Annotated in this window: 27 protein-coding genes and 2 tRNA genes; 16 read left to right on the forward strand and 13 right to left on the reverse strand. The window is 68.1% G+C overall.

Annotated elements, in window-relative coordinates:
• Window positions 1-22: 22 nt before the first annotated feature.
• Both NY1_RS18920 and NY1_RS18925 read right to left on the reverse strand, forming a co-directional pair.
• Window positions 23-232 carry a DALR anticodon-binding domain-containing protein gene (locus tag NY1_RS18920; protein WP_067714832.1) on the reverse strand — a complete coding sequence of 70 codons (210 nt, stop codon included), beginning with the start codon at window positions 230-232 and terminating at the stop codon, window positions 23-25.
• A gap of 74 nt (window positions 233-306) precedes the next feature.
• Window positions 307-1,551 (reverse strand): ATP-binding protein, encoded by a 1,245-nt coding sequence (locus NY1_RS18925; protein ID WP_067714834.1) that lies wholly within the window; start codon window positions 1,549-1,551, stop codon window positions 307-309.
• Window positions 1,552-1,738: 187 nt separating this feature from the next.
• On the opposite strand from NY1_RS18925, the gene NY1_RS18930 reads away from it, so the two are divergent.
• From NY1_RS18930 to NY1_RS18960, 7 genes are all read left to right on the forward strand, one after another.
• Window positions 1,739-2,230 (forward strand): Lrp/AsnC family transcriptional regulator, encoded by a 492-nt coding sequence (locus NY1_RS18930; protein WP_067714837.1) that lies wholly within the window; start codon window positions 1,739-1,741, stop codon window positions 2,228-2,230.
• 192 nt (window positions 2,231-2,422) lie between these two features.
• Window positions 2,423-5,908, forward strand: coding sequence for an indolepyruvate ferredoxin oxidoreductase family protein (locus tag NY1_RS18935; protein WP_067714840.1), 3,486 nt, complete (start codon window positions 2,423-2,425; stop codon window positions 5,906-5,908).
• A gap of 189 nt (window positions 5,909-6,097) precedes the next feature.
• Window positions 6,098-7,168 (forward strand): Glu/Leu/Phe/Val family dehydrogenase, encoded by a 1,071-nt coding sequence (locus NY1_RS18940; RefSeq protein ID WP_084535107.1) that lies wholly within the window; start codon window positions 6,098-6,100, stop codon window positions 7,166-7,168.
• Window positions 7,169-7,215: 47 nt separating this feature from the next.
• The gene (locus tag NY1_RS18945; protein WP_067714845.1) at window positions 7,216-8,694 is read left to right on the forward strand and encodes an amino acid permease; all 1,479 of its coding nucleotides are present in this window, start codon (window positions 7,216-7,218) and stop codon (window positions 8,692-8,694) included.
• Window positions 8,695-8,754: 60 nt separating this feature from the next.
• Window positions 8,755-9,102 (forward strand): DoxX family protein, encoded by a 348-nt coding sequence (locus NY1_RS18950; RefSeq protein ID WP_067714848.1) that lies wholly within the window; start codon window positions 8,755-8,757, stop codon window positions 9,100-9,102.
• 4 nt (window positions 9,103-9,106) lie between these two features.
• On the forward strand, window positions 9,107-9,754 hold the full coding sequence (locus tag NY1_RS18955; RefSeq protein ID WP_067714852.1) for a cyclase family protein: 648 nt from the start codon (window positions 9,107-9,109) through the stop codon (window positions 9,752-9,754).
• Between the two features lie 140 nt (window positions 9,755-9,894).
• Window positions 9,895-10,263 (forward strand): hypothetical protein, encoded by a 369-nt coding sequence (locus NY1_RS18960; protein WP_169815372.1) that lies wholly within the window; start codon window positions 9,895-9,897, stop codon window positions 10,261-10,263.
• 84 nt (window positions 10,264-10,347) lie between these two features.
• Here the strand turns inward: NY1_RS18960 and NY1_RS18965 are convergent, their stop codons facing one another.
• A complete protein-coding gene (locus NY1_RS18965) occupies window positions 10,348-11,562 on the reverse strand; it encodes a L,D-transpeptidase (protein WP_067714858.1) in 1,215 nt (404 codons plus the stop codon).
• Window positions 11,563-11,891: 329 nt separating this feature from the next.
• On the opposite strand from NY1_RS18965, the gene NY1_RS18970 reads away from it, so the two are divergent.
• Both NY1_RS18970 and NY1_RS18975 read left to right on the forward strand, forming a co-directional pair.
• A tRNA-Lys gene (locus tag NY1_RS18970) sits at window positions 11,892-11,967 on the forward strand.
• Window positions 11,968-12,010: 43 nt separating this feature from the next.
• Window positions 12,011-12,083 (forward strand) — tRNA-Lys (locus NY1_RS18975).
• Here the strand turns inward: NY1_RS18975 and NY1_RS18980 are convergent.
• The 4 genes from NY1_RS18980 to NY1_RS18995 all read right to left on the reverse strand — a co-directional run bounded on the left by NY1_RS18980 (window position 12,049) and on the right by NY1_RS18995 (window position 16,822).
• Complete coding sequence (locus NY1_RS18980; RefSeq protein ID WP_084535108.1) at window positions 12,049-12,612, reverse strand: DUF779 domain-containing protein; 564 nt, start codon at window positions 12,610-12,612, stop codon at window positions 12,049-12,051. The genes NY1_RS18975 and NY1_RS18980 overlap by 35 nt on opposite strands.
• Complete coding sequence (gene adh, locus NY1_RS18985; protein WP_067714861.1) at window positions 12,612-14,135, reverse strand: aldehyde dehydrogenase; 1,524 nt, start codon at window positions 14,133-14,135, stop codon at window positions 12,612-12,614. The genes NY1_RS18980 and adh overlap by 1 nt, the downstream gene beginning before the upstream one ends.
• Before the next feature lie 83 nt (window positions 14,136-14,218).
• Window positions 14,219-15,514: a sigma-54-dependent transcriptional regulator family protein gene (locus tag NY1_RS18990; protein WP_067714864.1), complete on the reverse strand. Its 1,296-nt coding sequence runs from the start codon at window positions 15,512-15,514 to the stop codon at window positions 14,219-14,221.
• Window positions 15,515-15,580: 66 nt separating this feature from the next.
• Window positions 15,581-16,822: a cytochrome P450 gene (locus NY1_RS18995; RefSeq protein WP_067714867.1), complete on the reverse strand. Its 1,242-nt coding sequence runs from the start codon at window positions 16,820-16,822 to the stop codon at window positions 15,581-15,583.
• Between the two features lie 234 nt (window positions 16,823-17,056).
• Here NY1_RS18995 and NY1_RS19000 point away from each other — a divergent pair, with 234 nt between their 5' ends.
• Both NY1_RS19000 and NY1_RS19005 read left to right on the forward strand, forming a co-directional pair.
• On the forward strand, window positions 17,057-17,617 hold the full coding sequence (locus NY1_RS19000) for a TetR/AcrR family transcriptional regulator (protein WP_067714869.1): 561 nt from the start codon (window positions 17,057-17,059) through the stop codon (window positions 17,615-17,617).
• A gap of 86 nt (window positions 17,618-17,703) precedes the next feature.
• A complete protein-coding gene (locus NY1_RS19005; RefSeq protein WP_067714872.1) occupies window positions 17,704-17,997 on the forward strand; it encodes a hypothetical protein in 294 nt (97 codons plus the stop codon).
• Between the two features lie 13 nt (window positions 17,998-18,010).
• Here the strand turns inward: NY1_RS19005 and NY1_RS19010 are convergent, their stop codons facing one another.
• A complete protein-coding gene (locus NY1_RS19010) occupies window positions 18,011-19,915 on the reverse strand; it encodes a CocE/NonD family hydrolase (protein ID WP_084535109.1) in 1,905 nt (634 codons plus the stop codon).
• An 81-nt stretch (window positions 19,916-19,996) separates the two neighbouring features.
• Window positions 19,997-20,371 (reverse strand): cupin domain-containing protein, encoded by a 375-nt coding sequence (locus NY1_RS19015; RefSeq protein ID WP_067714875.1) that lies wholly within the window; start codon window positions 20,369-20,371, stop codon window positions 19,997-19,999.
• Window positions 20,372-20,449: 78 nt separating this feature from the next.
• On the opposite strand from NY1_RS19015, the gene NY1_RS19020 reads away from it, so the two are divergent.
• Both NY1_RS19020 and NY1_RS19025 read left to right on the forward strand, forming a co-directional pair.
• Window positions 20,450-20,896 (forward strand): MarR family winged helix-turn-helix transcriptional regulator, encoded by a 447-nt coding sequence (locus NY1_RS19020; protein ID WP_067714878.1) that lies wholly within the window; start codon window positions 20,450-20,452, stop codon window positions 20,894-20,896.
• Window positions 20,897-20,981: 85 nt separating this feature from the next.
• Window positions 20,982-21,602 (forward strand): APA family fibronectin-binding glycoprotein, encoded by a 621-nt coding sequence (locus NY1_RS19025; RefSeq protein WP_157762333.1) that lies wholly within the window; start codon window positions 20,982-20,984, stop codon window positions 21,600-21,602.
• Window positions 21,603-21,620: 18 nt separating this feature from the next.
• On the opposite strand, the gene NY1_RS19030 is transcribed toward NY1_RS19025, so the two are convergent.
• Together NY1_RS19030 and NY1_RS19035 are read right to left on the reverse strand one after the other, a co-directional pair.
• A complete protein-coding gene (locus tag NY1_RS19030) occupies window positions 21,621-22,457 on the reverse strand; it encodes a hypothetical protein (protein WP_067714884.1) in 837 nt (278 codons plus the stop codon).
• 71 nt (window positions 22,458-22,528) lie between these two features.
• Window positions 22,529-23,389: a GNAT family N-acetyltransferase gene (locus NY1_RS19035; protein WP_067714886.1), complete on the reverse strand. Its 861-nt coding sequence runs from the start codon at window positions 23,387-23,389 to the stop codon at window positions 22,529-22,531.
• A 72-nt stretch (window positions 23,390-23,461) separates the two neighbouring features.
• On the opposite strand from NY1_RS19035, the gene NY1_RS19040 reads away from it, so the two are divergent.
• Both NY1_RS19040 and NY1_RS19045 read left to right on the forward strand, forming a co-directional pair.
• Window positions 23,462-23,776, forward strand: coding sequence for a hypothetical protein (locus NY1_RS19040; RefSeq protein ID WP_067714889.1), 315 nt, complete (start codon window positions 23,462-23,464; stop codon window positions 23,774-23,776).
• A gap of 60 nt (window positions 23,777-23,836) precedes the next feature.
• Window positions 23,837-24,892, forward strand: a complete 1,056-nt coding sequence (locus NY1_RS19045) for a crotonase/enoyl-CoA hydratase family protein (protein WP_067714892.1) — start codon at window positions 23,837-23,839, stop codon at window positions 24,890-24,892.
• Here NY1_RS19045 and NY1_RS19050 read toward each other — a convergent pair whose 3' ends face one another.
• The gene (locus tag NY1_RS19050) at window positions 24,893-25,357 is read right to left on the reverse strand and encodes a MarR family winged helix-turn-helix transcriptional regulator (RefSeq protein WP_067714894.1); all 465 of its coding nucleotides are present in this window, start codon (window positions 25,355-25,357) and stop codon (window positions 24,893-24,895) included.
• Window positions 25,358-25,713: 356 nt separating this feature from the next.
• Here NY1_RS19050 and NY1_RS19055 point away from each other — a divergent pair, with 356 nt between their 5' ends.
• Window positions 25,714-26,013 carry an excalibur calcium-binding domain-containing protein gene (locus NY1_RS19055; protein ID WP_067714897.1) on the forward strand — a complete coding sequence of 100 codons (300 nt, stop codon included), beginning with the start codon at window positions 25,714-25,716 and terminating at the stop codon, window positions 26,011-26,013.
• 96 nt (window positions 26,014-26,109) lie between these two features.
• Here the strand turns inward: NY1_RS19055 and NY1_RS19060 are convergent, their stop codons facing one another.
• A complete protein-coding gene (locus NY1_RS19060; protein WP_067714900.1) occupies window positions 26,110-26,334 on the reverse strand; it encodes a DUF3618 domain-containing protein in 225 nt (74 codons plus the stop codon).
• Between the last annotated feature and the right edge of the window lie 94 nt (window positions 26,335-26,428).

Here is a 26,428-nt window from a genome sequence, read left to right on the forward strand (position 1 = left end):
CGGGTGCCCGCGTTATCCGCGGCTACATCCGGTCCGGCGCCCCGATCCCGAGCATGCCCAGCCCGGCGCTCAGCGTACGGCCGGTCAGGTCGGTCAGCACCAGCCGGGATGCCCGCACCTCCGGATAGGGCGGTTCGAGGATCAGGCACCGCTCGTAGAAGGTCGCGAAAGTGGAAGCGACAGCGAACAGATAGGCCGCCAGCCGATGGAACTCCGTCCCGCACTGGCTCACCCCGTAAATTCAGTCCACCGATCAGCCTGAGGGGCCTCGGGATCTCCAGGTACCGAGCCATGACAACGCACCCGCTACAGCTCCCACAAAGCGCTGATCGGCATGGCGCGAAGCTTGGGCCCGAAAGGAAGCGTGTGACCACCCGTATACAAGACGATGCCCGCCACGAACTCGTCGCCGAGTTTCGATTCCAGAATCCTCAATCCGCGGAAATCCTCCGTCTTCACCGTGGAGGCCGCCTTGACTTCGATGCCCACCACGGCCCCGCTGCGGTCTTCGAGCACCATGTCGACCTCGACCTTGTTCTGATCGCGATAGTGATAGAGCTCGACCGGTGTCTCGCACCACGTCAACTGCCGGGCCACTTCCGAAATCACGAAACCTTCCAGCAGTGGACCCAACTGACCACCGGGTCGGCGTAGCGTGTGGGCGTCCGCGGCAAGCATTCGCGCGGCGACGCCCGAATCGACGAATACGAGCTTGGCTGCAGAGGTCAGTCGCGTTCCGACGTTTCGCGACCAACCAGGGATCCGCTTGATAAGGAAGATCTCCTCGAGCAGTTGCAGGTATCGCTGGATGGTCCCCCGAGCCAGCTCCAGCTCACCTGCGAGTGACCCCGCGCTGACGAGAGTGGCAGAACGGGCCGCCATCAAACGGACCATCGTCGCTAACTGCGGTGCTCGCTCGATATCCGACAATTGCCGAACGTCACGTTCGATGAGGTTCTGTACATAGTTGTCCAGAAATCGGCCTCTACGACGGGGATCGGCACGCGCGACGGCCTCGGGAAAGCCTCCTCGCACTACACGCTCGGTGTACTCCAGCCGTGAAACTTCCGAATCGAGACCCACCGCGGGGCCGTTGCGGAAAACCGCATCGACGAATCCGTCAGTGGACCCGTCTATTTCGCCCTGCGAGAAGGGCCACAACTCGATCGTCTCCATCCGCCCTGGAAGAGTGTCGGGCAGGTCCCGCAGACCAAGCAGCCTCGAGGATCCGGTGAGCAGGTAGCGGCCGGGCCGGGGATCGGCATCGACTGCGACTTTGATCGGAAGCAACAGATCTGGTACCCGCTGAATTTCATCGATGACCATGAGCCCGTCGTCCTCGACGAAGCCGACGGGGTCGGCAATCGCAGCCTGACGATCGTCGGGCCTGTCCAAGTCACGCCAGGTCGCGTCGCGAGTTCCCGACACCGAGCGCACCAGTGTGCTCTTGCCGGCTTGCCGAGCACCGTTGACCAGCACGACGCGTGTGTCGGCCAGCGCATCGCTTACGGCGTCCGCTGCGTGCCTGGACTTCAGATTTGCGGGCGACATAGCACGAACACTAGTCCCTGTTGACGATTTGCGACGGATGAATTGACGTTTTGCGACAACTCCTGTTGCCGATCCGCGAGAGATCTGTTGTCGATTTGCGGCGACAGAACAGGGCTGGCCACCGTGGTTCGACGCGTCGACACGATCGGATCGGTCACCGAACCAAAGAGTCGGCGACTATAGAGGGATGAGTATCAAGATCGATGCGCTGGATTCGGCATTGCTGGCGGAGTTGGCGCGGGATCCGCGGGCGCCGATTCTGGAGTTGGCGCAGCGGTTGGGGGTGGCGCGGAATACGGTGCAGGCGCGGATGAAGCGGCTGGAGGGGTCGGGGGCGGTGCGGGGGTATGCGCCGGATGTGGATCTGGCGGCGGTGGGGTTCGGGGTGCACGCGTTTCTGGGGGTGGAGCTGGATCAGAACAAGATGGACGACATCGTGGAGGCGCTGCGGGAGTTCCCGAATGTGCTGGAGGTGCACGCGACCACCGGGCGGGCCGATCTGCTGGTGCGGATCGCGGCGCGGTCGCAGCAGGATCTGCTGGGGATCATTCAGCGGGTGCATTCGGTGCCGGGGGTCAAGCACACCGAGACGATGCTGGCGCTGGCGACGCCGATCGAGTACCGGTCGCTGCCGCTGGTGGAGCAGCTGACCAAACATCCGGGCGACGGCGTGGTGTGACGTGGGTCTCCCGTGGACCGAGCAGAATGATGTGTACGCCGTAGTGCGATAGATCACTTTTGAGCAGATTGATCAACTTTTCCGGCGGTTGTTGACACCGGTCACACGGGACGGCAGATTTCGCTGCACCGATTGCTTCGTCCTTCGTTCGCGGGCTCACGACCTGGGCCGCGGAAAGTGTGGTGACTGTTCATGACCGACGTTGCCTGGGTGCCCGCACTGCCGCAGTTGGCGGCGGCCACGCCCTACGATCTCGCCGATCGCTACCGCTCCGGAGCGGGCCCGGTCCTGCTGACCGGGGTGCAGGCCATCGCGAGACTGCTGGTGGAACAGCATGTGCGGGATATCCGGGCGGGCCGGCGGGTCGCCACCTTCGTCTCCGGCTATCAGGGCAGCCCGCTGGGCGGCGTGGACAAGATGCTGGCCGGCATGCCGAATGTGCTGGCCGAGCACGACATCACCTTCGTGCCGGGCTTCAACGAGGAACTGGCGGCGACCGCGGTATGGGGCAGCCAGGCCGATCTGCCCGCCGGGCGCGCGACCCACGATGGGGTCGTGGGGGTTTGGTACGGCAAGGGGCCGGGCGTCGACCGCGCCACCGATGCCATCCGGCACGCGAACATGTACGGGGTCAATGCCCGCGGCGGGGTGCTGCTGCTGGTCGGCGACGATCCGGCGTCGAAATCCTCGACGGTGCCCGCGGTGAGCGAACGCTCCCTGGCCGCGATGGGCGTGCCGGTGCTGTTCCCGCGCAATGCCGAGGAGATCGTGACGATGGGGCTGCACGGCGTGGCGCTGTCGCGAGCCTCGGGCTGCGTGGTGGCCATGAAGATCGTGGCCGATGTCGCCGACGGGGCCTGGACGGTGGACGGGTCGGTCGCCGACCTGGCCATCACCGTGCCCGAAGTGCAGTGGGAGGGAAAGACTTTCACCTACCGGCAGCGGCCGATGGCGGCGCCGACCGACAGCGTGCTGGCCGAGGCGGACCTGTACGGGCCGCGCTGGGAGACGGTGCGGGCCTACGGCGCGCTCAACGCTCTCGATGTGATCGAGGTGAATCCGAGCGGGGCGAAGCTCGGTATCGCCGCCACCGGCACCACCTTCGACGCGGTCCGGCAGGCGCTGGTGGATCTCGGCGTCGACGATGCCGCCCTGCATCGCGCCGGAATTCGCCTGCTGCGCATCGGAATGCCCTATCCGGTGGGCGCGCAGCGGGTCACCGAGTTCGCGCAGGGCCTGCGCGAGCTGATCGTGGTCGAGGACAAGACCGCGTTCATCGAGACCCAGATCCGCGAAATCCTGTACGGCACAGTCGATGCCCCGCGCATCCTCGGCAAGCTGGACGGTCGCGGCGCGCCGCTCATGCCGTTCGACGGCGAGCTGACCGCGGGCCGCCTGCTCGCCCCGCTGCGGCGAGTGCTGCGTGATCACGTGGAGCTGAAAAAGGCTCCGCCGCCCGCGCTTTCGCTGGAAGTACTGTCCGCCAAGCGCACCCCGTACTTCTGCAGCGGCTGCCCGCACAATCGCTCCACCGCCATTCCGGAGGGTTCGATCGGCGGCGGCGGCATCGGCTGCCACACCCTGGTCACCATGTCGGGGCGCAGCGACAGCGCCGTCACCGGGCTCACCCAAATGGGCGGCGAGGGCAGTCAGTGGATCGGGCAGGCGCCGTTCACCGATGTGCCGCACCTGTTCCAGAACATCGGCGACGGGACCTTCTTCCATTCCGGGCAGCTGGCCATTCAGGCGTGCGTCGCGGCCGGGGTGAACATCACCTACAAGCTGCTGTGGAACGAAGTGGTCGCCATGACCGGCGCGCAGGACGTGGAAGGCGGGCTCGGGGTCGCGCAGCTGACGCACAAGCTGACCGTGGAGGGCGTCAAGCGGATCATCATCTGCGCCGACGAACCCAAGCGGCACAATCGCAAAGCCCTCGCGAAGGGCACGCTGCTGTGGCATCGGGATCGGCTCGACGAGGCGCAGCGGATGCTGCGTGAGATCGAGGGCGTGACCGTGCTGATCTACGACCAGCATTGCGCGGCCGATGCGCGGCGGCAGCGCAAGCGCGGGACCTTGCCGGTGCGCAATACCCGCGTGGTGATCAACGAGGCGGTGTGCGAGGGCTGCGGCGACTGCGGCACCAAGTCCAATTGCCTGTCCGTGCAACCGGTCGAGACCGAGTTCGGGCGTAAGACGCGGATCGATCAGACCTCCTGCAATACCGATTACAGCTGCCTGGACGGCGATTGCCCGTCGTTCGTGACGGTCGAGGTGAAGCCGGATGCGAAGGGGCGCAAGGGTTCCCGCAAGGCCACCGAGAAGGCGGAGCCGCCGGCGGTGGCGGATCCGGGGCTCGGCGCACCGGCCGGCACCCAGAACGTGCTGATCGCCGGGATCGGCGGCACCGGCATCGTCACCGTCAACCAGGTGCTGGCCACCGCCGCGCTGCGCGCCGGGTACGCGGTGGAGAGCCTGGACCAGATCGGCCTGAGCCAGAAGGCCGGACCGGTGCTGTCCCACCTGCGGTTCTCCGCAACGGAATTGGAGCCGTCGAACCGGCTGACCCCGGGCAGTGCGACCTGCATCGTCGCCATCGACCTGCTGACCGCGACCGATCCGAAGAATCTGGCCTACGGCGATCCGGCGCGCACCATCGCCGTCGCCTCGACCAGCCGCACCCCCACCGGCGATATGGTCTACGACAAGTCGGTGCCGTACCCGGACACCGCGCCGCTGCTGGATCGTCTTGCCACGGTGTCGAATTCGCAGCGTTCGTTCGATGCGCTGGCCGCCGCGGAACGGCTTTTCGGCAATACCGCCGCCGCCAACTTCCTGATGGTCGGCGCGGCCTTCCAGACCGGCGGGCTGCGTCTGCCCGCCGCCGCGATCGAGGAGGCCATCGGCATCAACGGTGTCGCGGTGGCGGCCAATATCGCCGCCTTCCGCTGGGGCCGGGTGGCGATCGCCGACCCCGCCGCCTTCGCCGAGGCGACCGAAACGGCTGTGCCGCAGCGCATCCGACCGGAGCTCCCGGCCGAGCTGCTGGCGGGCACCACCTTCGACGGTGAGACCAAGCGGCTGGTCGAGCTGCGCGCGACCGAACTGATCGGCTACCAGAACGCGAAGGTGGCGCGGCGGTACATCGACACCGTGCAGGCCGCCTGGGCCGCCGAGCGGGCGATCACCGAGCGCACCGAGTTCAGCCAGGCCGTGGCGCGCGGCCTGCACAAGTTCACCGCCTACAAGGACGAGTACGAGGTGGCGCGCCTGCTGGTCGACCCCGCCTTCCTCGCCGAGGTGCAGGCCCAGGTCCCCGGCGGCGAGAACCTCACCTACAAACTGCACCCGCCGGTGCTGCGGGCCATGGGCCGTAAGAAGAAGATCGGCCTCGCCCCGAAATCCCATGTGGCGCTGAAACTCCTCGCCAAGGGCAAGGCCCTGCGCGGCACCAAACTCGACCCGTTCGGCTACGCCCACGTCCGCAAGGTGGAGCGCGAGTTGCTCGCCGAGTACACCGACCTGGTACGCCGCCTCGCCTCCGCACTCACCCCCGCGAACTACGACACCGCCACGGAGGCCGCCGCCCTGCCCGACCTGGTCCGCGGCTACGAGGACATCAAACTCGCCAACGTCGAGCTGTACCGAACCCGCCTGCGCGAACTCGGCTTCGGCAGCTGACCCTCCGGGCAAGCACCCGCCCCACACTCCACATCTCCATATTCACCCGCCCGGCGCGCTTTCGGCCGGGATCCGCACCGGCCATCGCACCGGCGCGGTGGATTCCGGCCGAAAACCCGGCCGGGATGACGAAACATGCCCGGACGCCCACGAGGCGGGGCAATCAGGAAAGGATCGACAGTGTCCGTAATGCACACCGACGCAGGGGTTTTCGGCCGGTCGGAGGAGTTGAGCGCCCGGCGGCACGAGCAGGTGGTGTTCTGCGAGGACGACAAGACCGGGCTGAAGGCGATCATCGCGATTCACTCGACCACGCTGGGTCCGGCGCTGGGCGGTACTCGCTTCTACCCGTATGCGGACGAGTTCGCGGCGCTTCAGGATGTGCTGCGGCTGTCGTGGGGCATGACTTACAAGGCCGCTGCCGCCGGAGTGAACCTGGGCGGCGGGAAGGCCGTCATCATCGGCGATCCGGCCGTGCACAAGACGCCGGAGTTGCTCGCCGCCTATGCGCGGTTCGTGGAAACCCTTGGCGGGCGGTACATCACAGCGGGTGATGTCGGCACCAATACCGATGACCTGGACATCATCGGGCAGCACACCCGGTACGTGACCGGTCGCAGCGTGGCCGCGGGCGGCTCGGGTGACAGCGCCCGGCTGACGGCGCTGGGCGTCTTCCATTCCATGCGCGCCGGAGCCGAATCCGTCTGGGGCACACCGTCGCTGGCGAATCGCACAGTGGGCGTCGAGGGCGTCGGCAAGGTCGGGCGCGAACTCATCGAGCTGCTACTGGCCGACGGCGCGGAGGTGTGCGTCACCGACGTGAACGAGGCCGCACTGCAGCGTGTTTCGGCCGATCACCCGTCGGTGCGCCTGCTGAGCACCGTGGCCACCGCCCCCGTCGACGTCTACGCCCCGTGTGCCCTGGGCGGCACGCTCACCGCCTCGAGCGCCGAGGCCATCGAAGCCAAGCTGGTCTGCGGCGCGGCCAACAACCAGCTCGCCACCCCCGAGGTCGAGTTCGCGCTGAACGAGCGCGGCATCACCTGGGTGCCCGATTTCGTCGCCAATGCCGGCGGGCTCATCCAGGTGGAAGGCGAACTGCGCCAAGCCACTCCGGAGGCGGTCGAAGATGACGTGAGGGGCATCTTCGACCGCTGCCGGGACATCATCGCGGCCGCCCGCGCCGAGGGCATCGGCACCGGCGCGGCCGCCAATCGTTTCGCCGAGCGCCGGCTCGACGCCATTCCGCGGTCGATCTGATCGCAGCGGTACCAGAGAGGAAATGAACAGTGTCGTTCGCCAGCGGAATGTTCCGCACCAAATCGGTTGAACAGTCCATCCGGGACACCGACGAACCGGATTCCAAGCTACGCAAGGACCTCACGGCCCGGGATCTCACCATCTTCGGCGTCGCGGTGGTCATCGGCGCGGGCATCTTCACCCTGACCGCCCGCACCGCCGGTTCTGTTGCGGGACCGGCGGTTTCGCTGGCGTTCGTGTTCGCGGCCATCGCCTGCGGGCTGACCGCGCTGTGCTACGCCGAGTTCGCCTCGACGGTGCCGGTGGCGGGCAGCGCCTACACCTTCGCGTACGCCACCTTCGGCGAGGTGATCGCCTGGATCATCGGCTGGGACCTGATCCTGGAATTCGCCCTGGCCGTCTCGGTGGTGGCCAAGGGGTGGTCGCAGTACCTCGGCGAGGTACTCGGTTCCCGCCCGCCGATTCTGGAACTCGGCTCGATCCACTTCGACTGGGGCGCGGTGCTCATCATCGCCGTGGTCGGGACCCTGCTGGCGACCGGCACCAAACTCTCCTCTCGCGTGTCCGCCATCGCCGTCGCCATCAAACTGGCGGTCATCGCCCTCGTATTGGTGGTCGGCGCAACGTATTTCAAGGCTTCGAACCTGACCCCGTACATTCCGCCGGCCCAGCCGTCGGAGAAGGCCGAGGGCGTGCGCCAGTCGCTGTTCGCCTTCCTCACCGGCTCCGGCGGCACCAGCTACGGCTGGTACGGCCTGCTCGCCGCCGCCAGCCTGGTGTTCTTCGCCTTCATCGGCTTCGACGTCGTCGCCACCACCGCGGAGGAGACCCGCAACCCGCAGCGCGATGTGCCGCGCGGCATCCTGGGCTCCCTCGCCATCGTCACCGTGCTCTACGTGGCGGTCTCGCTGATCCTCACCGGCATGGTGCCCTACACCGAACTGGCGGGCGGAAACGCCACCCTGGCAACGGCTTTCGCCATCCACGGCGATATGTGGGTGAAGAACATCATCTCGATCGGCGCGCTCGCGGGCCTGTCCACCGTGGTCATGGTCATGTACCTGGGCCAGACCCGGGTGCTGTTCGCCATGTCCCGCGACGGCCTGCTGCCCCGCGGCCTGGCGCACACCGGCGCCAAGGGCACCCCGGTCCGGCTGACCGTGATCGTCGGCGTGGTGTGCGCGCTGCTGGCCGGCTTCGTCGACTTCGGCACGCTCGAGGAGATGGTCAATATCGGCACCCTGGTCGCGTTCGTACTGGTGTCGATCGGCGTGATCATCCTGCGCCGCACCCGCCCGGACCTGAAGCGCGGCTTCCGCGTCCCGCTGGTGCCGCTCATCCCCATCCTGGCCGCGCTGTCCTGCCTGTGGCTGATGCTGAACCTGTCCATCGAGACCTGGCTGCGCTTCGTGATCTGGATGGCCATCGGCACCGTCATCTACTTCGCCTACAGCCGCCGGCATTCGGTGCTGGGCAAGGCGGCCGCGCCGAGTGACCCGGATCTCATGTCACACTCGCGGACCTGACGTCGTCATTCAGGCGAACCACCGACCACGGTGGAACCGCTTGGAAGGACAGTGATTTCAATGAACACCGCGTACCACATCGTCGCCGTCGCCGCCGCCCTGTGGATCGGCTTCTCGGGCTTCTCGCTCGCCACCCGGAAGGACTTCGTGGTGCAGCCGCTGGTCCAGTACGGGGTGCCGCAGACCTGGTGGACGCCCCTGGCGGCGGCCAAGGCGGCGGGCGCGCTGGGCCTGGTGGCCGGGTTCTTCATCCCGGCCATCGGGGTGGCGGCCGCGATCGGGCTGATCCTGTACTTCGCCGGTGCGGTGGCCACCACCATCCGCGCCAAGTCGTACGGGACGGCCATCTTCCCGGTGCTGTATCTGGTTCCCGCCGCGGCCGCGCTGGCCCTGCAGCTGGCACGATGAGCGCATGCGCCTGATCGACCTGTCGGTTCCGCTGCGCACCGGAATGCCGGTCTATCCCGGCGATCCGGAAGTGCGCATCACGCCCGCGCTCACCGTCGCCGCCGACGGGGTGAACGTGCTGCATCTGGATCTGGGTTCGCAGACCGGGACGCACGTGGACGCCCCCGCGCATATCGACGATGCGCTGCCCACCCTGGAAATGCTCCCGCTGGAACGGTTCACGGGCCGGGCGGTGGTGGTGGACGCGCGCGGGCTGGAACCGCGCGGAGCGATCGGGCGCGAATATTTCGAGGGGCGGGTGTCCGCCGGCCTCATCGTTTTGATCGCGACCGGTTGGTCGGCGCATTGGGGCACCATCGACTACCTGGCCCACCCGTATCTCACCCCGGAGGCCGCGGGCTATCTGATCGACTCCGGCGTCCGCACCGTCGGCATCGACGCGCTCAGCGTGGACCCCACCCCGGCGCACGAGATCCCGGTGCATCGCATCCTCTGCGGCGCGCACGCGGTGATCGCCGAGAATCTCACCAATCTGCCCGAACTGCTGGCGGCCCAGCACGCCGGGCACGACCTCGACGTTTCCCTTTTCCCGCTGCATCTGCCGGGCGCGGACGGCGCTCCGGTGCGGGCGGTGGCACACATCGGCATGTGACTGAAACGTCACTGTATCTGATTCTGTGGCGCGGCCCACTCGATCTTCGTAGACTTCTTCCGACACGGGGGTGTCGGGGCCCCCGAATTCGCGCTCGAAGAAGAAAGCCGCTCATTGTGAACCGTTCCGCCCTAACCACTTTGCTGGCCACCGCAGCCATTCTCACCGCGACGGCGGGCACCGCATCCGCGGAAATCGTGCTCACCGATGCCGCCGCCACCGACTCCAAGGACAAGGCCGACGAGGATGTGATGACCGCGGTGACCGGGAGCGCGGGCGGCGGCTCGGTGCAGAGCGCCGGCAGTTCGGGCGGGCTGGCCTCCACCGGTTCGACCGGCACCGGCTCCTTCGGGCTGCCCAATCTGGACAAGCTGATCTTCGGCGATTTCAAGAACCTGTGCATGGCGCTGGGCAGTGCCGTGCCGATCTCCGGTGAGGCTTCGTTCGGCTGCAACTCCATGAACGTCAAGCCCGGCGACGCCATCCCCGGCACGGGCACCAAGAAGTAGTCTCCCGGCGCTGCCCGGGGACCGACTGGTTCGAGCATGAAAAAGGGCACCGGCGCTATGCCGGTGCCCTTCCGTGTTTCAGGATCAGCGATTGTCGTCGGCGTTGCCGGCCTTCCACTGCTCCCACGGAATGTTCCAGTCGCCCAGCCCGTCCACGCCGGACAGCGTGCCGCCGACGGTGTTCTTGACGATGGCGATATCGCCGCGCTTGGCGTTCTCGAAGACCCAGCGGGCGTCGCTGGGGCTCAGGTTGAGGCAGCCGTGGCTGGTGTTGTAGGACCCCTGCGCGCCCACCGACCACGGGGCCGAGTGGAAGAAGATGCCCGAGTAGGACATTCGGGTCGCGTAGTCCACCGGCGTCTTGTAGCCGTCGGGCGCGTTGATCGCCACGCCGTAGGTGGAGGAATCCATGATGATCTTCTCGTGCCGGTCGGCGATGATGTAGACGCCGTTGTCGGTGGGCGTGGAGTTCTTGCCCATCGAGGTCGGCATGGTCTTGATCACCTGGCCGTTCTTCTCCACGGTCACCATGTGGGTGTTGTCGTCGGCGGTGAAGACCATGGAATCGCCGACGGTGAAGGTCGAGGTGATGTCCGAGTCGCCGACCAGGCCGTTGCCCAGATCCTTGCCGTAAACGCCCACGGCCACATCGACCTTGGTGCCGGGGGCCCAGAAATGCTCGGGCCGCCAGCGCACTTCGCGGTTGTTCACCCAGTAGAAGGCGCCCTGCACGGCGGGCGTGGTGGTGATTTTGATCGCGGCCTGGGCGGCCTTGCGGTCCGGGATGTTCTCGTCGAACTGGATGGCCACCGGCTGACCGATGCCGACCGTCTCGTTCTCACCCGGCAGCAGGTAGGGGTGCGTGCGATTGTTCGGCGAAATGGTGCTGAAGCTCATAGTGGTGTTCGCCGCACCGCCCAGCCCGATGGCGTCCACCGCCAGCTTGTAGGTGCGCGCAAAACCCAACTGCTCGGTCAACTTCCAGGACAGCCCGTCCGGCGCGAGCTCGCCGGCCACCGGCTTGCCCTCGGGGTTGGTCAGCGTCACATTGGTGAGCTTGCCGTCCTCGACCTTCAACACCAGCGGATCGCCGGGCGAAACGCCCTTCTGACCGTCCTTGACCGGCGCCAGCAGCTTCGGCTTCACCAGCTCGCTGAGCGGATTGGAATCGATTGCGACAGTGGAGGAGTCCTTCGACGAACCCCCCGAACAGCCGGCTACCGCCAGCGCTAGTACGGACAACACCGCCACGGATCCGAGCAACTTCCTCGACCGGCGCCGGCCCTGACCTGCGATCATTTGCAACCCCACTTCACGTCTCGGTGCGCAGTCGGCCTCCGGGACCCGGCCCCGACCACGCCTGCTCGACCAGCCACGCCTGCGGAATCGGTCGAGACCACGCTCGGAACATTCTGCCAGGTCCAAGCCCCGACCAACGACCAAGCCGTCCGCCCCCGCAGGGCTCACCCCTACATCCCCGCCGGGGCCTCGCGCGTTAACACCGTGAACGAATCTTTGCCATCCCGACAAAACCCCCTCCAACCAGCCGATTTCACTTTCCCGCGGCATCCCTGTTAATCTTCTTTCCGCACCGCAGAGCCGCCGGATCACCTCCGGCAGCGAAGTACGCGCCATTAGCTCAATTGGCAGAGCAGCTGACTCTTAATCAGCGGGTTCGGGGTTCGAGTCCCTGATGGCGCACCACGAAGGCCCCGGCAACACTGTTGCCGGGGCTTTCGAATGCCAGGCGCCATTAGCTCAATTGGCAGAGCAGCTGACTCTTAATCAGCGGGTTCGGGGTTCGAGTCCCTGATGGCGCACAGCGGAGGGCCCGGGTACCGGGCACGCATCGGCGGCGAAGTCGACCACCTGGGCCTCCACGGCCGTTCCGGTGGGCCGCACTCCTTGTTCCCACATCTCGCCGGTCAATTCCGGCGACTCCGCCAGCGCCTCCTGTTCGTGCAGGTCGAAAACTCGTGCGCGGCTGAGGAATCGCAGGCCTTCCGGGGCTTCCAGGCTGAAGCCGGAGCCGCGGCCGGGGACCACGTCGAGGATGAGCTGGGTGTGCCGCCAGGCGGCGAACTGGGGGCCGGAGATCCAGACCGCCGCGGTGTCGCCGGAATCCGGTGGTGTGGCGGGGATCTCGTCCGGGCCCAGGCGCAGGTCCAGCAGGCCGAGCAGGACGTCGCGGTCGCCGACGATGAATTCGCCTGCGGGGTAACACATCGGGGCCGAGCCGTCGCAGCAGCCGCCGGACTGGTGCAGCATGAGCGGGCCGTGTGCCGCGCGGAGGCGACGGAGCAGGCCCATCGCCGCCGCGGTGGCACGTACCCGGCGGGGTGCGGGCATCAGAAGAAGCCCTGGGCCTTCGAGGCGTAGCTGACCAGGAGGTTCTTGGTCTGCTGGTAGTGGTCGAGCATGGCGCGATGGTTCTCGCGGCCGATGCCGGACTGCTTGTAGCCGCCGAAGGCCGCGTGCGCGGGGTACTGATGATAGGTGTTGGTCCACACCCGGCCGGCCTGGATATCACGGCCCGCGCGGTAGGCGGTGGAGCCGTCCCGCGACCAGACGCCCGCGCCGAGCCCGTAGAGCGTGTCGTTGGCGATGGCGATGGCCTGCTCGTAGTCCTCGAACGAGGTCACCGACACCACCGGGCCGAAGATCTCCTCCTGGAAGATGCGCATGGCGTTGTCGCCGGTGAAGATGGTCGGCTGCACGTAGTAGCCGCCGGACAGGTCGCCGCCCAGATCGGCGCGCTCGCCGCCGGTGAGCAGTTTCGCGCCCTCGCCCTTGCCGATCTCGATATAGGACAGGATCTTCTCCAGTTGATCGTTGCTGGCCTGCGCGCCGATCATGGTGTCGGTGTCCAGGGGATCGCCCTGGCGGACCAGTTCGGTGCGCGCCACCGCCCGCGCCAGGAACTCGTCGTAGATATCGGCCTGGATGAGCGCGCGCGACGGGCAGGTGCACACCTCGCCCTGGTTGAGCGCGAACATGGTGAAGCCTTCCAGGGCCTTGTCCTGGAAGTCGGCGTCGCCGGAGAGCACATCGGAGAAGAAGATGTTCGGGCTCTTGCCGCCCAGTTCCAGGGTGACCGGGATCAGGTTCTGCGAGGCGTACTGCATGATCAGCCGGCCGGTGGTGGTCTCGCCGGTGAAGGCGATCTTGCGAATGCGCGGGCTGGAGGCCAGGGGCTTGCCCGCCTCCACGCCGAAGCCGTTGACGATATTGACGACGCCGGGCGGCAGCAGATCGCCGATGAGTTCGATCAGGAACATGATGGAGGCGGGCGTCTGCTCGGCGGGCTTGAGCACCACGGCATTGCCGGCGGCCAGTGCGGGCGCGAGCTTCCAGGTGGCCATCAGGATGGGAAAGTTCCAGGGGATGATCTGCCCGACCACGCCGAGCGGTTCGTGGAAGTGGTAGGCGACGGTGTCGGCGTCGATCTCCGAGAGCGAACCCTCCTGTGCCCGAATGGCTCCCGCGAAGTACCGGAAGTGGTCGATCGCGAGGGGGATGTCGGCATTGAGAGTTTCCCGGATGGGCTTGCCGTTGTCCCAGCTCTCGGCGAGCGCGATGGCCTCCAGGTTCTCCGCGATCCGGTCTGCGATCTTGTTCAGGATGACCGCGCGCTCGGCCGCCGAGGTCTTGCCCCAGGCCGGTGCGGCGGCGTGCGCGGCATCGAGCGCGAGTTCGATGTCCTCGGCGGTGCCGCGGGCGATTTCGCAGAAGGTCTCGCCGGTCACCGGGGTCGGGTTCGCGAAGTACTGTCCCTTGACGGGCGCCACCCACTGCCCGCCGATCCAGTTGTCGTACCGGGGCCGGTAAGCCATTGCGGCATCGGGGGTTCCGGGACGGGCGAAGACGGTCATGCGAAGCTCCTCGGTCAGCTGACGGTCGGTGTGACCTGTGACACTAGAAGCGGTGCTGTTGCGCCGACGTTGCAACAAACTGGTCAGACGCCCAATTGCCGATCCAACAGTCCCACCCGCGATTTCACCTGCGCGTACAGCGAGGACGACGGGTCCAGCGCCTCCAGGTAGACGGTCCAGGCCGCGAGATCCTCACGCCCGTCCGGTGATTCGGTCCAGCGCGCCAGCAGCCGCCGATCCCGTGAACGCAGCAGCGCCGCGCGCAGCCGTCCGCGCAGTTCGGCCCGCAGCTGCGCGATGCCGGGCGCGAGCGAACGCGGCAGCAGCGGACCGGGATACGCGCGCCCGGCCGCCGCCACATCACCACGGGCCAGCGCGCGGCGCACCTCGCCGAGATCGGTGTCCAGATCCAGCAGCAGCCGATAGGGCCGCGAGCCGAGGGCCATGCCGCCCAGCAGTTTCCGCAATCGCGACAGCTCGGCTCGCACCGTCACCGGATCGAGTTCGGTCTCGTCCAGCAGCAGCGCCAACTGGTCCGCGCTCATGCCCTCCGGATACTCCGACAGCAGCACGAGTATCTCGGCATGCCGCTGCGACAACCGGATTCGCGCTCCGTCCTCCCGCAGCAGCATCGGCCCCGCCGCACCGAGCACGCGCAGCCGTGCCCGTTCCCCGAGCACGCGCGGCGGATCCAGCAGCCGCAGCCGCAATTCCGCCTCGGCGGCGACCACGGTGGCCCGGATCAGCGAAAGCGCTTCGGGCGCGGCCACTCTCGGGCCGCCGGTGATATCGACCGCCCCGATGACCTGCCCGCTGACCGGATCGTGCACCGGCGCGGCCGAACAGCTCCACTCGTGCACGGCCCGGCTGAAATGCTCGGCGCCGAAGATCTGAATGTGATGGTCGAGCGCCAGCGCGGTCCCGGGCGCATTGGTGCCCACCCGGTCCTCGCTCCAATCCGCACCCTCCACGAATCCCATGGCATCCGCGCGCCGCCGCAGCCCGGCCTCGCCGTCGACCCACAGCAGCCGCCCCTGCGCATCGCTGATGGCCACCAGCAATCCGGCCTCGGACGCGTCCTCCACCAGCAGTTTCCGCACCACCGGCCGGATATGCGCGATGGGATGCTCGGACCGGTACCGCCGCAGTTCCACGTCCCCGAGATCCACCGCCGCCGCGAACCGATCCGGATCCACCCCGCTGCCCCGGCTGCGCTCCCACGAATCCAGCACCACCGGCCGGATCTGCCTGCCCGGCAAGGTCCGGTCCGCACCGTCGAGGAACACGCGGTGCGCCCGCGACACCTGTCGCGTCAGCTGCGCGATATCGTCCCCCGGACGCACAGCCGCCCAGGGATTGCGTGATGGTGCGGTGTTCATCGATGTCCTCAGCGGTCGCCTGCCGTCACTGTAACTCCGGCCGGACCGCGGCGGACGCGGACCAAATCAGTTGGTGGTGATTTTCAGCGGCAAGGTCTGGTGGCGGCGGACGAACAGGCTCGGAACCCACATGGGGGCGGCGTCCTCGATCAGGGAGAACGAAGCGCTGCGCTCCAAGAGGGCGGAGACGGCGGCGTGGGCTTCGAGTTTGGCCAGGGGTGAGCCGACGCAGAAGTGGATGCCCTTGCCGAAGGCCAGCTGGTGACGAGAGGTGGTGCGGTCGAGGTCGAGGGTGTCGGGGTGGGGGAAGACGGCGGGATCGCGGTTAGCGGCGCCCCAGAGCAGCAGCAGATGGCTGCCGGCGGGGAGGGAGACACCTCCGAGTTCGGTATCGGTGACGACGTGGCGGTGGTGGCCGCGGAACGGTGATTCCAGGCGGAGCGCTTCGTCCAGGAAGGCCGGAATGCGGTGCGGCTGTTCGCGAAGCAGGTCTTGCAGGCCGGGGTCGGTGGCGAGAATCCGCGCGGCACTGGCGATCAGGCCGGCGGTGGATTCGCCGCCCGCGCCGACCAGCTGGACCAGATTCAAAACCGCCACCTCGTGCGGGAGTTCGCCCGCTTCGACCGCGCGAGCCAGCACACCCAGCAGGTCCTGTCCCGAATCCCGCCGGGCCGCATCGGTTCTCGCGGCGGTCAGCTGATGGTACAGGTAGCCGGTGAGTTCGGCGGCGGACATGATCAGCGGGCCCATCCGCTCGGCGGGCACCACGCCGCCGAGCATCTCGGTGCTGTCATAGGCCCAATCCAGCAGGCGCGGAACGTCTTCCGGCGGGAGGCCGATGATGGCGGCCACCAGGGCCAGGGGCAGCCGGTCGGCCATGCCGGTGGCCCAGTCGATGCGGCCGTCGCGCAGTTCGGACGCCCACAGGCTGTCGACCAGCTCCTCCACGGTGGGGCCCAGGGCGCGAATTCGCTTGGACAGCACGGTCGATACCAGTTTGCGGTGCTGCCGGTGATCGGGATCGTCGGCGGTGGCCAGCACGTGCACGGCCTGACCGCCGTGGTCCATGTCGAAGGCGGCGGCGGTGCCGTCGGGCTGCCGGATCAGGGTCGCGGTCAGGTTGGAGGAGAAGACTTCGGTGCGTGCGCACACCTGCGACACCAGTTCCCACGAGGAGATCAGATAGAAGTCGGTGCCGGGTACCCGGTAGACCGGCGCGTGCTCGCACAACGTCCGGTACATCGGGTACGGGTCCTCGAGATGGGCCGGATCGAAGATGTCGATCTCGGCCACGGACGCCATTGTCATGCTGTCTCCTGCCTGCGGGCTGATGCCGCGTCACGGTCGCAAGCGCTGAAACGAGTGTCAACGGTCATCTCGTCGTGAGATTCGAGAAGTACCCGCACGCACGGCGTATTCGCGCGTAAGACATGGAAATAGCCCGTTGAAATGGAGTTATGGCCACAACCTCGGTGAGACATATTGCGTATTCAATCTCAGTCTGAGATGCTGCGGCCGACCGAGCGATCCCGAGGAGTGCACATGCCGAACCAGCGCGACGACTGGCTCGCCGGCGGAAACCGGCGCACGGTCGCACGCGAGCGCATCCTCGCCGCCGCCACCGCCCTGTTCCTCGAACGCGGCATCGCGGCCGTCGGCATCGACGAGATCGCCGCCCGCGCCGGATGCTCCCGCGCCACCCTCTACCGCCACGCCGGCGGCAAATCCGACCTGGTGCGCGCCGTCATCGCCACCTCCGCGGTGAAGGTGGCCGACCGCGTCGCCGCCGAGGTCGCCGGACTGCACGGCCAGGACCGCATCGTCGAGGGCATAGTCGCCTCGATCCGCGCCATCCGCAAGGACCCCACCCTGGCCCAGTGGCTGGCCAATGTGCGAGCGGGCGGCGCCGACGAATACCTCTCCACCGCACCGGAACTCGGCCGCATCGCGATCGCCCTGACCGGCGCCGCCCCGGACCCGGAAGCCGCGCAATGGATCGTGCGCGTGGTGCTGGCCCTGCTGGCCTGGCCGCTGCCCGATCCGGCCGCCGAACGCCGCCTGGTCGAACGCTTCGTCGCACCCGCCCTCAGGTCCCTGACCTAGCGTTGTTTCGGAGCGCGGCTATCGGTTACCCGGAGGACGGCCGGTGCGTCGCACCGGTGTCACCGACAGCGGAAGAGGACAGATTCATGCTGATGCTCACTCCTACCGCCGCCGAAGCGGTCCGCGGTATCACCTCCGGCGATGGCGTCCCCGACGAGTGCGGCCTGCGCATTTCGACGTCGGACAGCGCCCAGACCTTCGAACTCGCGGTCACCGCCGCACCCGCCGAACAGGACGATGTGTTCACCGCCGAGGGCGCCCGCATCTTCCTGGACCCGGAATCGTCCGCCTATTTCGACGACAAGATCATCGACACCGGCCTGGACGACAAGGGCAACGCCACCTTCATCGTCGGACCGCAGGGTCCCGTCGCGCCCTGACGTCCGCGGCGTTTCACGAAATCGTTTTCACCGCCTGAAAACTCAGATAGCCGGGATGGTCCGGGTCGATCACCACGGCCTGGCCGGTGATCTCGCGCTGCTTCCAGCGCGGGATGAGATGGCGCGGGAAGCTGGTGCGGCTCACCGCGATTCGCAGGCGATGCCCGGCGCGCAACAGCGCCTCGGTGGGGTTGATCTCGATATCGAGGTCGAAGGGTTCGCCGGGAACCACCGGGGCGGCGGTGTCGGCGGTGAGGGGATGGATCGGGAAGAGCAGCTCGTCGCCGACCCGGTAGCTGGCGGCCTCGTCGGTGTGGCGATGGGATGACAGCAGCGCACCGCGGGTCAGCGGCACCGACGTGCCGTCGGGGTGCACATCGCAGACCGTGACCGACCAGAACGCGTCGGTCCCGTCGGCCACGGCGTGCAGGTGCAGGTTCATCGGGCCGGTCAGGATCAGATCGGCGGCCAGCGCGTCGGAGGTGAAGGTGACCGCGGTCGCCTCGCTGCGCCGGTCGTCGTTGCCGTGCGCGTGGCCCAGCAGCAGGGTCACCCCCATGGTCATGACCGCGCTGTTGTTCGACACGGCGCTGACCCGGCTGCCGGGAACGGGCAGGCGCGTCTCCACCTCGTCGGGCTTGGCGGACAGGCCCGCATCGAGGGCGGCGTGCGGGGCGGTGCCGGTGCGGTCGCCGGTCAGGTACAGCCGGCGCACCTCGGCGGCGGGATCGGGGTACTCGGCGCGCTGGATCCAATGCCCGTCGCCCTGGCGGCGCAACGTGATCGGGCCGTAGCGGTCGATGCCGTTGTCGATGCCCTTGACCCAGCGGTCGAAGAACGCGGTCTGCAATTCGTCGATGGCCTGCGGATTGCCCGGATCGCCGAACCCGGACCCGGGAGTCAGGTGGTAGGAGTCGTCGACCAGCACCTGCTTCGCGCCGCCCGGCACCGGAATGCGGTCGTACATGCGGAAATTGGAGCGGTTGTAGACGTCGTGCCAGCCGCCGTGGATCCAGGTGGGCGTCTCGATCCGCTCCAATTCGGGCAGCTTCTCCGCCCACATCGGATTCAGATAGCCGTCGGGATGATCACCGAACGCCAGGCGCGCGGCGCGGCGCACCCAGCCCGATCGCCGGGTCAGCCGCTCGCGCAGGAACTCTCCGGCCAGACCCTCGCGCATCAGGCCCGGCCAGGCCGGCAGCCATTTGCCGCCGCCGACGCCGAGAATCCACAGCATCATGCCCGGGGTGAGCACGCCGCCGGTCAGGCCGAGTTCGCGCGGCGGGTCCTCCCCCGCCTCGATCGCGTACACGGCCCGCAGGCCCTCGGGTCGTTGCGCCGCGCTGTGCAGCGCCGAGATCGCCCCGTAGGAGATGCCGGTGACCGCCAGATCCCCGTTGCACCAGGGCTGTTCACGCACCCAGCGCAACACCTCGACATAGTCCTGCTGTTCGCGCGGGCTGAAGAAATCCCAAGCGCCCGTGGAGCTTCCGGTGCCGCGCACGTCGACCATCAGCCCGACGTAGCCGCGCCGCACCGCCGTCCGGTTGATCGCGAAGGACTCCAGCACCCCGCCCGCGGGCGTGCGCAGGACGTCCCGCGCCCGCATCCGGCTGCGGTCGGAGGCGCGCACCCGCCCCGCCGCCTTCCGCGCCACCGTATTCATCCGCATGCCATGGCGATTGAGCATCTTGTTGTACGGGGTGAAGTTCACGATGGCGGGCAACGGCCCCCCGGCCGGGCCGTTCGCATCGCCCGGCCGCAGGATATCGGCGGACAGCAGCACCCCGTCCGACATCCGGATCGGAACCGTATTGCGCGCGAACAGTTTCGGATACCGGACCGGGCCGATATCGAACCGGGTGTCCGGATGCACCGCGGGCGTGGACGATTCGGCAGTGGACAAGAGTTCGCTCATCACGAGTCCTCACGGGGTCGGCGTCGAACCCTCAGCGTAAATCGTCTGAGACAGATTCGCCGGGGTTCTTCGCCGACCGCGTCAGTTCACCCACGGCGGGTTCACCACGGTGCCGTCGAGCAGTTCGCCGGTGAAGCCGACCGGGGCGGTGACGAGCACGGTGGCCGGGGTCGCGGCCGAATTGTTCAGCTGGATGGTGGATCCGGCGAGTGCGACGGCGGCGTCACCGAATTTCAGGTCGGCGGCTTCACCGTCGATGACCATGGTGAGCTCGCCGTCCAGGACCACGAAGGTCTCCTCCCGCAGGACGCGGTGGGCCACACCGGTGGTGGCGGGCGCGATCTCGATCCGCCACACGCACAGTTCGGCGCTGCCGGCGGCGGGCCGGATCAGGGAGGTGAAGGTGGTGCCGTGCATTTCGAAGACCTGGGCATCAGCGGCGCGGATGATCGGCATGTCATCTCCTTTAGTCAAGCTGCTTGTCCAATATAGTCAAGGTAGTTGACTACTCTGTCAAGTGCCAAGATTCGAGGTATGCCCGTGCCCGCTCAGGACCTGCCCCTACTGCTGCTCGCCGCGGCCGCCGAGGTGACCGATGCCGTCAATGCCGGTGTGGTGGCCGCCGGATTCGACGATGTGCGGCCGACCCACGGTTTCGCATTCGCCCGGATGGCGCCGGACGGGGCGACCGTCGGTGAGCTGGCCGAGCATCTCGGGGTGACCAAGCAGGCGGCCAGCCAGCTGGTGGAGGAGCTGGTGAAAAAGGGCTACGCGGAACGCAATCCGCATCCGGGCGATGCGCGGGCCAAGCTGGTCACGCTGACGGCGCGGGGCTGGGCGTGCACTCGGGCGGCCGATGCCGCGCTGGCCGCATACACGACGCACTGGGTGCGGACGCTCGGCCCGGATGCGGCGGCCGGGGTGCGGAACGCGCTGGCCCGGATGGTGACGCCGGGGCGAGTCCGGCCCTCCGCCTGGTGAATTCGTCCGGATCGTGATCGAGCCGTGCGGCGCGCCGACGCGGCGGTGCACCGAGCCATAGCCAGTAGATTGCTAGCGTCGCGGCGTGACTGCGAATCCGATGCCGGTGACGAAGGCGGCGATCTCGCCGCGCGCGGCGCGTTGGGTCGTCGTGGCGTGCGTGCTGCTGCTGCTGATCGGGCTGGGCGGCGTCGGGTGCCTGATATTCCGGTCGGTGCGGCCGAGCGCGGACGAAGCCGCGCGGGTCGAGAGCGCTGCGGCCGGTATCAGCTTCGTGCCGCCCGACGGGTGGGAGCCGAACCCGCGCGGCAACGACAATCCGATGTTCGGTCAGGTGGTGCTACGACAGCACGGCGGCGGCATGATCCTGCTCGGCAAGCTCGACCGCACGCTGTTCGCGGCGGACGAACCCGATGACGGGGCGGCGGCCTGCGGGCTCGCCGGCGGGATGGGCGCGTTCTTCTTCCCCAGTTCGGGCGAGCAGGTGGATACCAGCTGCGAAGAGGTGAAAGGTCGTGCGGTGCAGGGCAGGTCGTGCTTCCACCGCATCGTGTTCAACGGCTCGAGCAATCCGCCGGCCGAGGTGTACGGGGCAGTAGTGCGCCGGGGCTGGCAGCGGTGGTGGGTCAGCTGGCTCGGCGACGCCACCACGCCGGTGGATCGGGAAGCAGCGGGACGACTGGCGAGATCCATTCGGCCGCTGTAACTCCGGCCGATCTACTGGTCAAAGTCCCTGCGGTCCCGGCGAATTCGAATCCGGCGGATGCTGTGCGGACGAGTCCGGTGTGGACGGGTTCGGCACGGGAGGGTACTGGGCGGGAGCGTAGGAGGTCCCAGGCGGATGCTGCGCGGGCGGATACTGGCCGGACGGATACAGCGCCGCCGGGTACTGGCCAGGCGGATACTGCGCCGCCGGGAATTGGGCGGACGGGTACGACGTGGGCGGGTACGGGAGCTGCGGTTGCGCGGGGCGGAAGTACGTGCGTGCCGGGCCGGCCCAGATCAGCACCGTGACCGCCACCGCCAGCAGCCACACCAGGACGCTGATCGCCAGCGCGGCCGCGGCACTGCTCTTCAGGTTCACCAGGCTGAACAGCATCGATGCGGAGTACAGCCCGAACAGCACGGTGCCGGTGATTCGCGCCCAGTTCTTGCCGGCGCGAATGGCGAACGCCAGCCAGATCCAGAGCCCGACCGAGATCACCTCGATGAGCACCGAGACGCCGACGGTGATGTTCACGATGAGGTCGATCTGCTGATCGCTCAGCACCCCGTCCGAAGCCTGCCGCGCCTCCTCCCGCGCGGTCGGCAACTGCGCGAGACCCACGAACAGGCCGACCACGTTCGCGGCCGCGGCGGCCAGCATCAGATAGAACGCGGTGAGCACCGTCTGCGGCGGTTTACCCGGTTCGGTGCCCGGATAGGCCTGTGCACCGCCGGGGAACGGCTGGTAGCCGATGGCCCCCTGATAGGGCGGATAGGCGGCCGGGGCCGGCGCGGCCGTGACGGCCGACGGATCCTCGACCGGCGGCCAATGCGGCTGCGGTTGCTCCTCGGTCACTGTTTCCCTCCCTGACGGTTTCCGCCGGAGCATAGCGGCCGGAAATGACCGGGACGTGCACGGACGAGGAATCAGCCGAGTTCGAGGGTGGTGACGCCGTACACCCGTTCGGGGTGCAGGTCGCGCACCGGGCCGGTGTACATGCGCGCCGTCTCGAAACTCGGTGCGAGACCGGCCTGTTCGGCCAGTGCGACCGCGGATTCGTTGCGCAGCGGCACATCCACCGCCAGCTCCACTCCCCCGGTGCGTTCGGTGAGGGCGGCGAGCAGGGCGCGGGCGGTGCCGGGGTCATCGGCGAACAGGGGGCCGACGCGCAGAGAGTCGCGGGCCGGGCGGACGGCGGCGTAACCGGTGAGCACGCCGTCGACGACGCGCACCAGGGTTAGGTTGGCCGGGTCGGCCAGCCAGGCGGTCAGGAACGGCGTGCGATCGGCTGGGAGACAAGCCGAATCGTAGGCGTGGACGGCGGCCAGGTCGGCGGGTTCCAGGGCGCGCACGCTGTCGTCCGCGGCATCGAGCCGCGGCACCCCGGTGAATCGCGCACTGCGATAGGCGAGTTCGAAGCCGCTGCGGCGATAGTTGTTCTGCTGGTCCGGAACTCCGTCCAGGCCGATCACCCGGCTGCCCGCGTGCGCGAGTCCGGCCTTCCAGGTGGCCATGCCCAGGCCCCGGCCGCGCAGGTCGGGGCGCACGAGATAGAAACCCAGGAAGGCGTATTCGGGGCTGTAGTTGACCACCGAGACCGCCGAGACCGGTTCCCCGTCCAGGCGGCCGAGCAGGAAGCCCTCCGGGTCCTGGGCGAAGAACGCCTCGCGATCCCGCTCCCCCGGATTCCAGCCTTCGGCGGCCGCCCATTCGGTGACGACCGACCAGTCCTGTCGGCTGGCAGGGGTGACGACGAGAGAATCGGGAACGCCCGCGGCCTCCGGCATGCGTCCAAGGTACCTGTCGGCGGGCTGCGGTAGGGTCGCCTCGACAGAGTTACCTACCTGCGGGAATGCGAGATGGCCGACTACGCGCACTCCGATCACGCCAGCCGCAGCCGGGAGGACAAGGCCCGGCGGCTGGCCGCCTACGTCTGGCAGCGCGGGATCACCGGCGGCGAACTCCTGGACCTCCCTATGGCGCAGCGGCGCAAACTGGCGCGGGCCGCGGACGCCAACCCACCGAGCACCGATGAGACCTGGCAAGTTGTCGCCCGCATGCTGGAGGAGAAGGACGCCTGGGCCGCGCGCAATCCGGCCCATCCGGGCGCGCGACGCGAGTTCGCGGACGAGAAGATCCTCTGGGTGAAACCACCGGTCAGACCCTGGGAATGAGGGCGGCGGACCCGGGCGCGGCTCTTGACAGCAAGAAATGAACCGAGGTTCACTGCTTGCGTGTCACCCGACTTCGAGAACCACGCCGGCACCCGACCGGCCGCCTGGCGCGACGACCTGACCGGTGGGGACGACTCCCTGTTCGAGGGGCGCCCGCAGCCCGAGAGCGGATTCACCGGGCGCACACTGACTTACGAGGTGACGGGGCGGATCGCGCGCATCACCTTCAACCGCCCGGAGCAAGGGAACGCCATCACCTCGGATACGCCGGTCGAGCTGGCGGCGGCCGTCGAACGCGCCGATCTGGATCCGCGCGTGCACGCCATCGTGGTGAGCGGGCGGGGCAAGGGGTTCTGCGGCGGCTACGACCTGTCGATCTTCGCCGAGAACAGCTTCGCGCCGGGCGCGGGGGCGCAGCCGGCCGAGGGCACGGTGCTGGATCCGGTGGTGCAGGCGCGTAATCACAATCCCTGGGGCACTTGGGATCCCATGGTGGACTACGCCATGATGTCGCGGTTCAACCGGGGATTCGCCAGCCTGCTGCACGCCAACAAGCCGACGGTGGCCAAGGTGCACGGGTTCGCCATCGCGGGCGGGACCGATATCGCGCTGTTCGCCGATCAGATCATCTGCGCCGAGGATGCCCGGTTCGGGTATCCGCCCACCCGCACCTGGGGGATTCCGGCGGCGGGAATGTGGGCGCATCGGGTCGGGGATCAGCGCGCCAAGCGACTGCTGTTCACCGGGGACAGCCTGAGCGGCAAGCAGGCGGCCGAGTGGGGGCTGGCCATCGACGCGCCGCCGGCCGATGAGCTGGACGCGCGCACCGAGGATCTGCTGCAACGGATTTCGCAGGTGCCGATCAATCAGCTGGTGATGGCGAAGCTGGCGCTCAACAGCGCGCTGCTGAATCAGGGCGTGCTGAATTCCGGGATGATCAGCACCGTGTTCGATGGGATCTCGCGGCACACGCGGGAGGGGTACGCCTTCCAATTGCGCGCCGCCACCGCCGGTTTCCGCGATGCGGTGCGGGAGCGGGACGAACCGTTCGGGGATTGGCGCGGGCAGTTCGGCAAGCCGGCGGACCAGCCGGGCGCGGACGACGCCGGGAATTAGCTAGCGGGCCTCGGGCAGATCCGTGCGCTCCGCCTCGGCGACCACCTTGGCCGAGAGCGAGCGCATGGCCGCCGCTTCTCCGGGGTCCAGTTCGTCGATGAACAGCCGCCGCACCAGTTCCACGTGATTGGGCGCCGCGGCCTCCAGGGCGGCGCGGCCGGCGTCGGTGAGCATGATCTCGCGGCCGCGGGCATCGTCCACGGCCTGGCAGCGGCCGACCAGTCCGCGGGCGGCCATGCGGGAGAGGTGTTTGGACAGGCGGGACTTGTCCCAGCAGATCTCCGCGCCCAGTTCCTTGGCGCGCAGGTTGCCGCCGGCGGCCGCGAGGGCGACCAGCACCTCGTAATCGGAGTAGGACAGGCCGTCGCGGGTGAGCCCGGCGGCGATGGCGGCGTCGAGGCGCTGCCGCAGCCGGATATAGGACTGCCAGGTCGCCTGTTCCTCGTCGCTCAGCCAGCGGGTCATGGGTTCCATCCTAGCGACGTGTAGTTGACACGGACACCAACGGTGGGGCAGTCCAGCCGATTCCCCGGAATTCATCCGGCACAAATTTTTGAGCTTTGCGAAACACAATGCCCGCGAGGGCGATACATAAACGGCGCAACAGGACGAATGGGACGCGTTCTGCCGGAACGGGTCCCGGCCGCGAAGGCTGCGAAGAGGTTCTACCTCGATGGATAGCCCATCCGGTTGACAATGCAACGTTGCGCCAGAACAGTAGACGCCGGACCGGACCGGCCACCGTGCCACAACCCGCAGCGGTGGCGTAACCGCGCCGAACCGGGCCGCTACCAACCTATTGCGCCGACATTGAGGAATACATGAACGTTCGCCGGCTACTCGTCACCGCCAGCGTCGCGAGCCTGACGACTCTCGCCCCGCTTGCCGCCGCCTCCGCCGACGTCCCCACCGGGTCGTCCGGCACCGGCTCCTCCACCATCGACACCGGCTCCGGCGCGACCGGTTCGGCGAATCTCACCCAGACCGGCTCGGCCGGCGGGTCCTACAAGAACTGCGACGAAGCCCGCGCCGCAGGCCACGCCCCCCTCTTCCGCGGTGAACCCGGCTACGGCCCCCACCTCGATCCCGACGGCGACGGATTCGCCTGCCCGACCGTCTGATTCGGGCAGTCGAGCGCAGCGCCCGCTCCACCGACAGCTTCGGGCCCCGGATCCGTCAGGATCCGGGGCCCGTTTGCTTACCAGGCGTTTCCCGCGTCAGCGGCGGAAGATCCGCACCAGCACCAGGGTGGCGACCAGCGCGCCGGCCCCGATCAGGCTGTATTTGATCTTCGGCTCGTTCACCTTGGCCACGAACGACTGCTTGGCATTGTCGGCCAGCCGCTGCGGGTCGGCCCGCACCGCGAGTTCGTCGAGGGTGCTCGCGAGCCGGTTACGCGCGGCCTCGATCTCCCGCTCGATCGCCTCGGTGTCTCTCGCCACGTCACACTCCTGTCTGAAAGCCGCCACCCCGGGCGGCGCTGTTGACCTGCCCTGGAGTGTATCGCTCACACCCGGTCCGGCCCGTCTACTACCG

Origin of the sequence: Nocardia yamanashiensis NBRC 100130 (genome assembly GCF_001613325.1) — a bacterium.
GTDB classification, from domain to species: domain Bacteria; phylum Actinomycetota; class Actinomycetes; order Mycobacteriales; family Mycobacteriaceae; genus Nocardia; species Nocardia yamanashiensis.

Coding starts and splice junctions, on each gene's coding strand:
- NY1_RS18925 (WP_067714834.1), bottom strand. CDS start 1,551: ATGTCGCCCGCAAATCTGAAGTCCAGGCACGCAGCGGACGCCGTAAGC.
- NY1_RS18930 (WP_067714837.1), top strand. CDS start 1,739: ATGAGTATCAAGATCGATGCGCTGGATTCGGCATTGCTGGCGGAGTTG.
- NY1_RS18935 (WP_067714840.1), top strand. CDS start 2,423: ATGACCGACGTTGCCTGGGTGCCCGCACTGCCGCAGTTGGCGGCGGCC.
- NY1_RS18940 (WP_084535107.1), top strand. CDS start 6,098: ATGCACACCGACGCAGGGGTTTTCGGCCGGTCGGAGGAGTTGAGCGCC.
- NY1_RS18945 (WP_067714845.1), top strand. CDS start 7,216: ATGTTCCGCACCAAATCGGTTGAACAGTCCATCCGGGACACCGACGAA.
- NY1_RS18950 (WP_067714848.1), top strand. CDS start 8,755: ATGAACACCGCGTACCACATCGTCGCCGTCGCCGCCGCCCTGTGGATC.
- NY1_RS18955 (WP_067714852.1), top strand. CDS start 9,107: ATGCGCCTGATCGACCTGTCGGTTCCGCTGCGCACCGGAATGCCGGTC.
- NY1_RS18965 (WP_067714858.1), bottom strand. CDS start 11,562: ATGATCGCAGGTCAGGGCCGGCGCCGGTCGAGGAAGTTGCTCGGATCC.
- NY1_RS18980 (WP_084535108.1), bottom strand. CDS start 12,612: ATGCCCGCACCCCGCCGGGTACGTGCCACCGCGGCGGCGATGGGCCTG.
- adh (WP_067714861.1), bottom strand. CDS start 14,135: ATGACCGTCTTCGCCCGTCCCGGAACCCCCGATGCCGCAATGGCTTAC.
- NY1_RS18990 (WP_067714864.1), bottom strand. CDS start 15,514: ATGAACACCGCACCATCACGCAATCCCTGGGCGGCTGTGCGTCCGGGG.
- NY1_RS18995 (WP_067714867.1), bottom strand. CDS start 16,822: ATGACAATGGCGTCCGTGGCCGAGATCGACATCTTCGATCCGGCCCAT.
- NY1_RS19000 (WP_067714869.1), top strand. CDS start 17,057: ATGCCGAACCAGCGCGACGACTGGCTCGCCGGCGGAAACCGGCGCACG.
- NY1_RS19005 (WP_067714872.1), top strand. CDS start 17,704: ATGCTGATGCTCACTCCTACCGCCGCCGAAGCGGTCCGCGGTATCACC.
- NY1_RS19010 (WP_084535109.1), bottom strand. CDS start 19,915: ATGAGCGAACTCTTGTCCACTGCCGAATCGTCCACGCCCGCGGTGCAT.
- NY1_RS19015 (WP_067714875.1), bottom strand. CDS start 20,371: ATGCCGATCATCCGCGCCGCTGATGCCCAGGTCTTCGAAATGCACGGC.
- NY1_RS19020 (WP_067714878.1), top strand. CDS start 20,450: ATGCCCGTGCCCGCTCAGGACCTGCCCCTACTGCTGCTCGCCGCGGCC.
- NY1_RS19035 (WP_067714886.1), bottom strand. CDS start 23,389: ATGCCGGAGGCCGCGGGCGTTCCCGATTCTCTCGTCGTCACCCCTGCC.
- NY1_RS19040 (WP_067714889.1), top strand. CDS start 23,462: ATGGCCGACTACGCGCACTCCGATCACGCCAGCCGCAGCCGGGAGGAC.
- NY1_RS19050 (WP_067714894.1), bottom strand. CDS start 25,357: ATGACCCGCTGGCTGAGCGACGAGGAACAGGCGACCTGGCAGTCCTAT.
- NY1_RS19055 (WP_067714897.1), top strand. CDS start 25,714: ATGAACGTTCGCCGGCTACTCGTCACCGCCAGCGTCGCGAGCCTGACG.